The 11,338-nt window shown below is 58.1% G+C and carries 11 protein-coding genes and 1 pseudogene; 11 read left to right on the top strand and 1 reads right to left on the bottom strand.

The window, feature by feature from the left end; all coding sequences use genetic code 11:
* The 11 genes and pseudogenes from ACTH5D_RS15475 to ACTH5D_RS15425 form a co-directional block, all read left to right on the top strand.
* A pseudogene (locus tag ACTH5D_RS15475) lies at positions 1 to 532 on the top strand (YccS family putative transporter); the annotation flags it as partial.
* Between the two features lie 174 nt (positions 533 to 706).
* Positions 707 to 2,785: a type VI secretion system tip protein TssI/VgrG gene (tssI, locus tag ACTH5D_RS15470; RefSeq protein ID WP_427029340.1), complete on the top strand. Its 2,079-nt coding sequence runs from the start codon at positions 707 to 709 to the stop codon at positions 2,783 to 2,785.
* A gap of 3 nt (positions 2,786 to 2,788) precedes the next feature.
* A complete protein-coding gene (locus ACTH5D_RS15465) occupies positions 2,789 to 3,553 on the top strand; it encodes a DUF4123 domain-containing protein (RefSeq protein WP_427029342.1) in 765 nt (254 codons plus the stop codon).
* Positions 3,554 to 3,646: 93 nt separating this feature from the next.
* Complete coding sequence (locus tag ACTH5D_RS15460) at positions 3,647 to 4,309, top strand: DUF4123 domain-containing protein (RefSeq protein ID WP_427029344.1); 663 nt, start codon at positions 3,647 to 3,649, stop codon at positions 4,307 to 4,309.
* A gap of 36 nt (positions 4,310 to 4,345) precedes the next feature.
* Positions 4,346 to 4,852, top strand: a complete 507-nt coding sequence (locus ACTH5D_RS15455) for a DUF3304 domain-containing protein (RefSeq protein WP_427029346.1) — start codon at positions 4,346 to 4,348, stop codon at positions 4,850 to 4,852.
* A gap of 3 nt (positions 4,853 to 4,855) precedes the next feature.
* Positions 4,856 to 5,362 (top strand): DUF3304 domain-containing protein, encoded by a 507-nt coding sequence (locus ACTH5D_RS15450; protein ID WP_441672797.1) that lies wholly within the window; start codon positions 4,856 to 4,858, stop codon positions 5,360 to 5,362.
* 3 nt (positions 5,363 to 5,365) lie between these two features.
* Positions 5,366 to 5,872 carry a DUF3304 domain-containing protein gene (locus ACTH5D_RS15445; protein WP_427029349.1) on the top strand — a complete coding sequence of 169 codons (507 nt, stop codon included), beginning with the start codon at positions 5,366 to 5,368 and terminating at the stop codon, positions 5,870 to 5,872.
* Positions 5,873 to 5,875: 3 nt separating this feature from the next.
* On the top strand, positions 5,876 to 6,382 hold the full coding sequence (locus ACTH5D_RS15440) for a DUF3304 domain-containing protein (RefSeq protein WP_441672795.1): 507 nt from the start codon (positions 5,876 to 5,878) through the stop codon (positions 6,380 to 6,382).
* Between the two features lie 3 nt (positions 6,383 to 6,385).
* Entirely contained in the window at positions 6,386 to 6,898 is a 513-nt protein-coding gene (locus tag ACTH5D_RS15435; RefSeq protein WP_427029352.1) for a DUF3304 domain-containing protein, read from the top strand.
* Positions 6,895 to 8,784 (top strand): DUF2235 domain-containing protein, encoded by a 1,890-nt coding sequence (locus tag ACTH5D_RS15430; RefSeq protein ID WP_427029354.1) that lies wholly within the window; start codon positions 6,895 to 6,897, stop codon positions 8,782 to 8,784. Before ACTH5D_RS15435 ends, ACTH5D_RS15430 begins: the two co-directional genes overlap by 4 nt.
* A 95-nt stretch (positions 8,785 to 8,879) precedes the next feature.
* A complete protein-coding gene (locus tag ACTH5D_RS15425) occupies positions 8,880 to 9,257 on the top strand; it encodes a hypothetical protein (RefSeq protein WP_427029356.1) in 378 nt (125 codons plus the stop codon).
* Positions 9,258 to 9,303: 46 nt separating this feature from the next.
* On the opposite strand, the gene recG is transcribed toward ACTH5D_RS15425, so the two are convergent.
* A partial coding sequence (recG, locus tag ACTH5D_RS15420) for an ATP-dependent DNA helicase RecG (RefSeq protein ID WP_441672792.1) occupies positions 9,304 to 11,338 on the bottom strand: 2,035 nt, incomplete at its 5' end.

The following is an 11,338-nucleotide window of genomic DNA, read 5'->3' as shown; positions in this document are numbered from 1 at the left end:
CCGCCGCTACTTAGAAGAGATCATCCACCAGTATGAAGCGGGCAAGCAGGATGACTTGGCCTATCGACTAGCGCGACGCAATGCCCATAATGCCGACGCGGCGCTCTCCACCCTGCTCACCAATATGCTCCATGAGCCGGGGCACTACCGAAAGCAGGACGCGGACAACGGGCTGCGCTTTTTAGTGCTCTCCAATACTCTGCTCAGCCATTTCTCTGCACTGGGCGCCCATCGCCACCAGTTGGCTGACGATGAAGATGACGCCACGCTGGTGCCGGTAGCAAAACGTATTGGTGAGTTGTTGGGACAGATCGCGGAAAGGTTAAACCAGCGCCAGCCGGTTGAGCCACTCGCGGATCAAACCGCCGAGCTATTAGCCCAGCTAGAAGAGCAGAGCGCGGTATCCGCGGACGAACAGGCGATTACGCTCTATCGCCCTATCCAGAGCCAGCTGCGCCTTATTACCGAGCAGCTCGCCCCGTTGGGTGAGGCCGCTAATAGGCTTGTTAACACGCCAGCAATAAGCAAATAGTTGCCCGTAACGCTCTCGTACAAGCCATATATTGGAAATTTGTAAGCCATATCTTACAAGCGTGTAAGAGATCCCTGTGACTTGCCCTGCAATCGCTTTTTTGGGTTGTGCTGCGCTTTCAGCTCGCTATCCTAATCGTTTTTATTAGTTTTTGACGATTCATGGAGCGGCGTGATGTCAGCCAGCACTGGTCTGCAGTTCACCCTAACCCTACCCGGCGTTGATGACGTCGCGGTGATCGACTTTACCCACCGCGAGGCGATCTCCCAGCCCTTTGAGCTGGTGCTGAACCTAGCGAGCCGGGACGGCAGTCTTGATGCCGCTGAACTGCTGGATCGCGAAGCCACCCTGACCATCTGGCAGGACGGCGAACCGCTGCGTCGGGTACACGGCATTATTGCTGAATTTGGTCGGGGTGATCGCGGCCACCGCCGTACCTTCTACTCCCTAGTGCTGCGCCCAGCGCTATGGCGGCTCTCGCTTCGCCAGAACTCGCGTATTTTCCAAAAAGTCGACTCGCTCACGATCATTAATACCCTCTGCGACGAGCGGGGTATTACCGATGTGTCCTTTGTGGTTAATCGTGAATTGGCCGAGCGGGAGTACTGCGTTCAGTATCGCGAAACCGACCTCGCCTTTATCGAACGCCTGGCCGCCGAAGAAGGCTTGTTCTACTTTCATGAATTTGAAGAGAGTGATGGCGGCACCCACCGCTTAATCTTTGCCGATGATCCAAAAGTACTCACCAGCTTGGGCGAACGCACTTACCACAGCCGCGCTGGTGGAACAGCACCCACGCGTCATGTGCGTAAACTCAGCCATACCGCCCGTGTAGCGGCGGCCACCGCCACCCTGAAAGACTACAGCTTTAAAAACCCGGCCTATGCGCAGTTGCATGAACACCTAGGCCGCGATGTTGAGCAGCACGGACAAAACGCTGACTACGAGCACTACGACTACCCCGGCCGTTATAAGCAAGATGCTTCCGGTAAGCCGTTTACGCGCATTCGCCTGGAGCAGCTACGCCGTGAAGCGCTCACCGCCAACGCCGAAAGCGACCTACCCGAACTTGCCCCCGGCCTGCGCTTTACCCTAACCGACCACGATACCGACAGCCTCAACCGCGACTGGCAGGCCATTGAAGTAAGCCACTTCGGTGAACAGCCCCAGGCGTTGGAAGAAGACGGTATCACCCAATCAGACAGCGCCGGAATGACCCGCTACCACAACCAGGTCATGCTGATCCCCGGTGATGCCCCCTGGCGAGCAACCCTGAATCCCAAACCGCGTGTGGATGGCCCTCAGGTCGCCTTCGTGGTCGGCCCGGAAGGCGAAGAGATTCACTGCGACGAACACGGCCGGGTCAAAGTGCAGTTCCCTTGGGACCGCTATGCGGAGACCAACGACACGGCGAGCTGCTGGGTCCGCGTCGCCCAGGGCTGGGCCGGGGGCGGCTACGGCAGCATCGCCATCCCCCGCATTGGCCACGAAGTGATCGTCTCGTTTCTGGAAGGCGACCCGGACCAACCGCTGGTCACCGGGCGCACCTACCACGCGGTGAACACCGCCCCGTACCCGCTGCCGGAACACAAGACCCGCACGGTACTGCGCACCCAGAGCCACAAGGCCGACGGCTTCAACGAATTGCGCTTCGAAGACGAAGCGGGCGAAGAGCAGATCTGGCTCCACGCCCAGAAAGATTTAGAGCTGCTCACCCTCAATGACCGCACCGAAGAGATCCGCCACGACAGCTTCTTGAAGGTCAAGAACGACCGCATCAGCGAGATTAGTAACGACGACCATCACACGGTGCACGGCAACCGCTTCGAGCACACCGAAGGCCAGCAGCACCTCACCATCGACGGCACGCTGCACATCAAGGCAGGGCAGGCCTGGCTCAGTGAAAGTGGCCGAGAGCTGCACATCAAGGCAGGCCACAAGGTGGTACTGGAAGCCAGCGACGAACTCACCCTGAACGCCGCCGGCAGCTTCATCAAGCTGGACGGCGGCGGCATCACCCTGGTGGGCCCCTCGGTGCGGGTCAACGCAGGCGGCAACCCCGGCAACGGCTCCGGGCAGGCAGTGGAAGGCCCGCTATTGCCGGGGCGGGCAATGGCGGAAACACATGAACGGGTTAATGCGCTATCCCAAGAGGCCCTGCTGACGACACAGCTCAAGGTGCCGGAAGTATGTGAGGAGTGTTGGCAAGCCGCGCTGGCCTCGGGGCAAACAATGATTCAGGCAGAGGGGTGACCTATGGATGATGCCCGTCATATACCCTCCGATTGGCAACGATCCCCTTGGCCAGCGGACAAGGGGCTAAAACGTCTGGCCCTGATCGAACTGGGGCTCCTGAAGCCCACCTTACGCACCGTGCTATTCGAAACGGAGGGTGTTTCGGCCTGGCCATTACTACAGGATGAGGAGCAGCCACACCTGACCCGCGAAGGGCCTTGCCTCTTCGAGGTAACGGCCAGCGCGATAACCGCGATGGCCACACAAAAGGAGCTTGGCTGTGGGGTACACGCCTGGATCGAAAGCCACCTGACTCCCCAACAACTGGTCAATCAGTTGGCACCCGCAATGGTAGCGTGCCCCGTCGATGAACCGCCCTCCTTGCTCAGGTTTTACCTGCCGCACGTGATCCAGTCATTACACGCGGAGACAGCGGCTGACTGGCACCCCTTGCTCTTCGGTGGTATCGGCCAGTGGTGGCGCCGGGTCGATGGACAGGGATGGCAACCGCTGGGCACGATGCCTGCTCAGGTATCAGTGAATACGCCATGGCGATTGGCCTTGCACCCTGAGCTTTATCAGGCACTACAAGGTGACCCCGAGGTTCGCGCCTTTACCCGGCTGCTAAGCCAGCAACATCCAGAGCTTTTTGCAGACGTTTGCGCCTGCACTCGCCCCCAGCGCGTGCAGGCAGCGCTATTGGCCGCGAACGAGGCAGGCCTGGTTGAAACCAGCGAGCGCCTGGCCTACGTCTACCGCCAACTGTTATCGCGCAGCCATGCGTAACCCAAATCGAACGCAACGGCCCGGCGCGACAAGGTATGGCGTCACGAAAAGAAGCAAGCCTGCAGATTGGATAGCACTGACAAGGATAGGTAAATGTTGGACTTGAAAAAGGAGCCCTGCGCCAATTGCACATTCATCGCTGACATTGCCGACGCAAGAGTGCTCCAGCATGCGTATATCGTTCTGGATGAAAAACTGTTGAAAGGCGCATTTGCTCATACCACGACGTTACCCGGCGTACTGCAATACAGTGGGTTGTTTGGTCACACTCCTCTTCGCCTGATATCACCCGAAGAGCCGCTGCTGATCAAGATAGAGATCAATAGCCCAGCCTGGCAACGCGCCATGCAACTGTGCCTGTGTCAGGCAGGCTGGGTATTCAAGCCTACGTCGGCCGTCTCTTTCGACAAGATCGTCGAGCACTTGCGCACACTTTTCATTCTTGACGATACCGCTGGCGGAAAATCGTTCGTGAGGCTTCAGCACCCACAGGTATGGACAACCCTGCTGGCCAATGCAGACCCTGTGTTCCTTCAACACTGGTTGAAGCCCCTTGGCCGAGTTTTCATTCCCTATATGAAAGGTGGCTGGACTTGCTGGAAGGCCCCCAAAACAGGAACTACCTGTGCGAACCCCTGGCAATTGACGTCACACATCGAAGCGGCACTTCGAAGGCAGCAGCAAACAGAAGATTGGCTGATAACCAAACCGGCGGAGCCCGCGCCAAGAGCGGACTGGCTAATCTCGCTCCACTAGCCTGAACCTTCCATGGACCATTAACGAGAGTAACCCATGCTGGTGAGATGGATCTGGAACTGGTTGTTCAATCAAATTTGGGAGGGCCTGCCCAGGAAAGCACGCTGGGGCTTGGCGGCGTTGTTAGTGGGCTTTCTGGGCTGGTTGTTCTTTCTGCCTAACCTGCACCCCATGCCCACAGATACTTCCATACGTGGACATAGCCATATTGATCGGCCTATTCACGATTTCTGGATTAATGGTCGCTGGGGAGGGAATCTAGATCCTCATGGGGGAGGAGGAACGGTATGCTGCCAGTCTGTTAAAGGCGAGTCAGCTGAGGTGGCTTGGGTTCTAAGTCTCACTGGGGAGCAAGAGCGGCAAGGCATGGAAATCGAGCGGCATAGCGTTACGCTGCCGATGCCCGAGCGTAGTCGGGAAGACCGTTACCTGCATGTGCATTTTTTGCCTGATAACGAGATTAGGCTAGGTTGGAGCCCCAACCTAGTACCCCCCTACGCCCATTTACCAAAACGCCCCAATGTGGCCCGCTATCAGGAGTAACCCATGCTGGTGAGATGGATCTGGAACTGGTTGTTCAATCAAATTTGGGATGGCCTGCCCAAGAAAGCACGCTGGGGCCTGGCGGCGCTGTTAGTGGGCTTTCTGGGCTGGCTGTTCTTTCTGCCTGACCTGCACCCCATGCCCACAGATACTTCAATAGAAGGACGTAGCCACATTGATCGGCCAATTCATCGCTTCTGGGTAAACGGGCGCTGGGGCGGAAATGTGGGCCCCTATGGTGGAGGGGGAGTCGTCTGCTGTCAGCGTATTAGCGGTGATACTGCAGAGATAGAGTGGATTCTAAGTATCACAGGAGACCAAGAACGCCAGGGCATGGAGGTGGAGGAGCATAGCGTAACGCTACCAATGCCCGAACGTAGCCGGGAAGACCGTTACCTGCATGTGCATTTTCTGCCCAATAACGAAGTCAAGCTGGGCTGGAGCCCGGACTTGGTATCGCCCTATGACCATTTGCCAAAGCGCCTCGATGTGGCCCGCTATCAGGAGTAACCCATGCTGGTGAGATGGATCTGGAACTGGTTGTTTAATCAAATGTGGGACGGCCTGCCCAAGAAAGCACGCTGGGCCCTAGCGGTGCTTTTAGCGGGTTTCCTTATATGGCTGTTCTTTATGCCCAACCTGCATCCCATACCCACAGATACCTCTATCGAAGGTCGTAGTCATATTAATCGCTACATAAATCACTTTTGGGTTAACGGCCAAGGAGGGGGGAATGTTGGCCCCTACGGTGGAGGGGGAGTCGTCTGCTGTCAGTCTATCAGCGGCGATACCGCCGAGGTGGAATGGGTTTATGGGCGAATCGTTGAGGAGTTCGAGCGCGGCGATGAGCCTGAAAGGCACAGTGTCACACTGCCGATGCCCGAACGTAGCCGGGAAGACCGTTACCTGCATGTGCACTTTCTGCCCAATAACGAAGTCAAGCTGGGCTGGAGTGAAGACCTAGTATCGCCCCATGACAATTTGCCAAAGCGCCTCGATGTGGCCCGCTATCAGGAGTAACCCATGCTGGTGAGATGGATCTGGAACTGGTTGTTCAATCAAATATGGGACGGCCTGCCCAAGCAAGCACGCTGGGCCCTAGCGGCGCTTTTAGCGGGTTTCCTTATATGGCTGTTCTTTATGCCCAACCTACATCCCATGCCCACGGATACCTCCATACGTGGGCATAATCATATCGATCGGCCTGTCCATCGTTTCTGGGTTAATGAGCGTGGTGGAGGAAACCTAGGAGCTTATGGCGGCGGGAGCACAATATGCTGCCAGCGAATTAGCGGTGATACCGCCGAGGTGGAGTGGATTCTTAGTATCACGGGGGAGCAGGAGCGACAGGGCATGAAGGTAGAGGAACACAGCGCAACGCTGCCGATGCCCGAACGTAGCCGGGAAGACCGTTACCTGCATGTGCATTTTCTGCCCAATAACGAAGTCAAGCTGGGCTGGAGCCCGGACTTGGTATCGCCCTATGACCATTTGCCAAAGCGCCTCGATGTGGCCCGCTATCAGGAGTAACCCATGCTGGTGAGATGGATCTGGAACTGGTTGTTTAATCAAATGTGGGACGGCCTGCCCAAGAAAGCACGCTGGGGCCTAGCGGTGCTTTTAGCAGGTTTCCTCATATGGCTGTTCTTTATGCCAAACCTGCATCCCATACCTACAGATACTTCTATCGAAGGGCGCAGCCATATTGACCGCCCAATCCACCGCTTTTGGGTTAACGGCCAAGGAGGGGGGAATGTGGGCCCCTACGGTGGGGGGGGAGTCGTCTGCTGTCAGCGTATTAGCGGTGATACTGCAGAGATAGAGTGGATTCTAAGTATCACAGGAGACCAAGAACGCCAGGGCATGGAGGTGGAGGAGCATAGCGTAACGCTACCAATGCCCGAACGTAGCCGGGAAGACCGTTACCTGCATGTGCATTTTCTGCCCAATAACGAAGTCAAGCTCGGCTGGAGTGACGATCTAATATCTCCTTATGCCCATTTGCCAAAGCGCTTGGATCAGCCCGAAGAGGAAGCCCAACCATGACCGAACAGGAGATAGAAGCTAACTGTGAGGCACTGAACGCTATTGCGGATGACGTAAACGCTACAGATGCCCTGACCTGCCATAGCGTCTTGGAAGTGGGTATTTTCTTCGATGGTATCGGACGCAACTTGGATAAAGACTCACTAGAGGGTCGTCTTAGTAATATTGCTCGTATGCATGACGTCTTTCCGGATGAAATGAGTGATCAGTCAGGGCAACATTTTCGTAAACTCTACCTTCCCGGTCTGGGCACGCAACTGGAGACCGAGGCGTCCGAAAATATGGCCGCCGTGGGGCGTATGGCCCCCGGTGAAGCCCACAGCACACTCGAAGGACATATCAGTGGTAGCGCCCGTGAGGCGGTAGGGCGTGGGCTGCTTGAAGATAGCGGGCGAGCCTGGTGGGAGACCTCTCGACGCACCCTGGTGCAGCAGTTCAGTTCGCTCAAGGGGTGGCTAAAAGCACCCCGTGATGCGGTGGTACGCCTGGGGATCGAGTCCTGGTCGCCGCTACGGGACACTCCCTTGATGGCCACATTACTGACCAGCGGGGCGGCCTCACGTCTAACCAAAGCAATGAGTGATTTTGAGCGTTTGGTGGCGCAAGCAAATTCAGGCGATATGCCATTACGCACGATTCGGGTCTCGGTATTCGGCTTCGATTTTGGCGCCGCCCTAGCCAAGGCTTTTATCCGCGAGCTGCTCGATAAAACCTGCGACCGCGAGGGTGACACCTACCGCTACCAGGGTGCGGAAATAGTCGTCGCCTTTGCCGGGCTGTTCGATTGCGTGCATCGCACGCACCCGGATATGGGCCCGCTGGAAGCCCTGACACCGGCCGTCACGGAAATCGATGACGGTGGCCCCCTGCATCCTGCCTGCCGCCGGGCGGTGCATCTGATTGCCGCCCACGAACGACGCATTACCCGCCGCTGCCGCCCCCTTGGCGGGGAGCGCCCCAACTGGCGCGAGGAGTTGCTGCCTGGCATTAGCGAAGATATAGGTGGTGGCCTAAAAGCTGGCGAGCAGAAAACCAGCGCCGAGCTTTCGCGCTATGCATTGCACCGGATGTATCGCATGGCGCATCGAGCGGGTGTGCCGATTCCAAGCTTGGAAACACTGCGTGAACGCGATGTCTTGAACGCCCGACACTTTGAAATAGACGATGTAATAGAGGGCCATACACTCCCTTCACTGGCTCAGGCCTACGCAGAGGCAACCCGGGGGCATCGGACGCCCAGTGGCGAGAACTTCCGCTTTCATAGTGAGCTGTACCTCGCCTGGCTGGCCAAGCGCTACCTGATATACCGGGATACCAAGGCTGCGCTGGAAGCCCGGCTCGACGAGCTGCCCAGCCGAACACCCAGCGGCGTCCTAGGCGTTCCCACGGCCTCGCTGACCCAGCCTGCCGGGTGGGAGGATATCACCGCTAGCGCTCAAGAGATCGAGCAAGCGTTGGGTGAACTGGAAGCACAATGGGGTTGGCTGAAAGAGGTTGATCAGGAGGCACGAATGCTCGTTGGTCAACACCGTACGGCGACCAATGCGGTTGCAAGCCATGCCCAGCGGCACCTGAGGATAGAAGGAGACTGGGCGCAGCAGTGGATGGCCCGAACCAGTGGCGAGTCAGCGCGAAGTAAGATGGAGACAACCTTCGAACAGAGCCCAGGGGCCGCCTATCTGTTCCGCTATGGCATCCATGACCGCCATGATGACGATCAGGCCCAGAGCTTTCAGGCCGGAGGCGCGAACGCCAGCATAGGTAGCCGACACTACCGCTATTTCGCCTGGCGCGGCGTAGATATGCCTAGCGAGGCAACCAACACAGCAGCGGAACAGCCTTCACAGCACTCCAGGGAAAAAATGGAAGGTTGGACTATGCGTTGAGTGCACGCTGACTACTCGAATGCTTCATTAATTGACGGCTACCGCCGCCTGAGCTGGCGCGGATAGAAAAGAAAACGAATTATTAGGAGATATCCATGCGTCATTTTATCGCCATGACATTTGGTGGCCTTTCACCGCGCTATTACCTTCGCCAGCTACTCTTCGGAGCTGGTTTGTCGGCATTACTTCTATTTACTGTGGCACAGGGGGGAGGGCAAATACGAATAGATCAAGTTGTATTGCTGCTCGCCAATGCCATGCTGTATCCCTACTCACGCTTTGTCTATGAAGAGGTGATGGGGTTTCTAATAGGTAATAACGTGTTCTTCGTTAACGCTTTGTTCATGCTGATAGTGAAGTTATTCACCATCACGCTTTGCTGGGGATTTGCCATTTTTATTGCGCCACTAGGGCTTGCTTACCTGTTTTTTTATCATCGCCGTACACAACGTAACGACGGTATCGAGGGCTAGGAGATGGCTCGGTTGGCCTGGAGTGACTCCAGCCTTTGAGCCGACCCTAAACCTGCCCATAACGCCCTGCCGCTTCGCCTAGCCAGCGACGCACCAGGACGGCGGTGACGTCGGAGTTGCCTTGCAGGGTTTGCGCCATGGCACTGACCCGTTCCAGAAGGTCAGCATCGCGCTCCAGGTCGGCGATTTTCATCTGTGCCAGGCCGGTTTGGCGAGTACCGAGCACTTCGCCGGGGCCGCGGATTTCCAGGTCTTTCTCGGCAATACGGAAGCCATCGGTGGTTTCGCGCATCACCGCTAAGCGCTGGCGGGAGCTTTTCGACAGCGGTGGATGGTAGAGCAGTACGCAGAAGCTTTCTGTGCTGCCGCGCCCTACCCGGCCGCGTAGCTGGTGCAGTTGGGAAAGCCCCAGACGCTCCGGGTTTTCGATAATCATCAGGCTAGCGTTGGGTACATCCACCCCAACCTCGATCACCGTGGTGGCCACCAGCAGATCCAGCTCCCCCGCTTTGAAGGCGGTCATCACCTCGGCTTTCTCGCTCGACTTCATGCGCCCGTGAACTAACCCCACCGCCAGCTCGGGCAGCGCTACGGTTAGCTCATCACGAGTAACCTCGGCGGCCTGGCACTGCAGCACCTCGGATTCATCAATCAGTGTGCACACCCAGTACGCCTGACGGCCTTCGCTGCAGGCCAGCCGAATACGCTCAACTACCTCGGGGCGGCGTTCGTCGGGCACTACTACGGTTTTAACCGGCGTGCGGCCGGGGGGCAGCTCGTCGATCACCGAGACATCCAGGTCTGCGTAGGCGCTCATGGCCAGAGTGCGGGGAATCGGCGTGGCGGTCATGATCAACTGGTGTGGGGTGAGCCCGCCCGCTTCGCCCTTCTCGCGTAGCGCCAGGCGCTGATGCACGCCAAAGCGGTGCTGCTCGTCAATGATCGCCAATCCCAGGCACTGGAAGTGCACGTCGTCCTGAAACAGCGCGTGGGTGCCCACCACCATACGCGCGCGCCCATCGGCAATCGCCGCCTTGGCATCCAGCCGCGCCTTGCCTTTAAGCTTGCCCGCCAGCCACGCCACTTCGATGCCCAGTGGCTCAAACCAAGCTTTAAACGAGCGGTAGTGCTGCTCTGCGAGGATTTCTGTCGGCGCCATAATTGCCGCCTGGCAGTTGCCCGCCAAGGCGCTCAGCGCGGCCATGGCGGCGACAACGGTTTTACCTGAGCCGACATCGCCCTGAATCAAGCGCAGCATCGGCGCTGGGCGACTTAAATCATGGCCTATCTCTTCCAACACTCGGCGCTGGGCGCCGGTCAGTGCAAACGGCAGTTGGGCCAAAAAGCGCGCCTGCAGACTGCGCCCGGAGGGTAGCGTCGGCGCGCCGTCCGCCTGAATACGCAGGCGAACTTCACGCAGGCTTAATTGGTGGGCAAGCAGCTCTTCCAGCGCCAGACGCCGAGTGGCCGGGTGCTGGCCGCTGGTCAGCTGCTCTATATTCACATCGGGAGGCGGCTGGTGCAGCAAGTGCAGGCTGGCGTGGAGGCCCGGCAGCTGAAAGCGCGTGAGAAGCGCATCGGGTATTACATCGGGCAAGGCCTCGGGGGCATTGTCCAGTAAACCCAGCGCCTGCTGCGCCAGGGCACGTAGCCGCGGCTGGTTCAAGCCTTCGGTGGTGGGATAAATAGGCGTGAAGTACTCCTCCACCGGGGTTTCACTGCCACCGCTTAATCGATACTCCGGGTGATAGATCTCTAAACCGGTCGCCCCAGCTCGTGCTTCACCGAAGGCGCGCACCGTGGCACCGGGGCGCAGCTGTTGCTGCTGGGCCGGCGAGAAGTGAAAAAACCGCAGGCTCAGAATACCGCTAGCATCACGCAGGCGCACCAGCAGGCTGCGGCGGCGCCCTTTGACCACGTCGCAGGCGGTCACTTCGCCCTCGATCACCGCCTCCTGCCCCGCACGCAGCAGGCCTATTGGCGTCAGCCGCGTTCGATCCTGATAGCGTAGCGGCAGGTGAAACAACAGGTCACTAACACGCTCAATACCCAAGCGGCCAAGCTTTAGCGCCAGTGCTTCG

This window comes from Halomonas sp. (assembly GCF_052095695.1).
Classification (GTDB): domain Bacteria; phylum Pseudomonadota; class Gammaproteobacteria; order Pseudomonadales; family Halomonadaceae; genus Vreelandella.
This window is presented reverse-complemented; position numbering and strand designations above follow the sequence as displayed.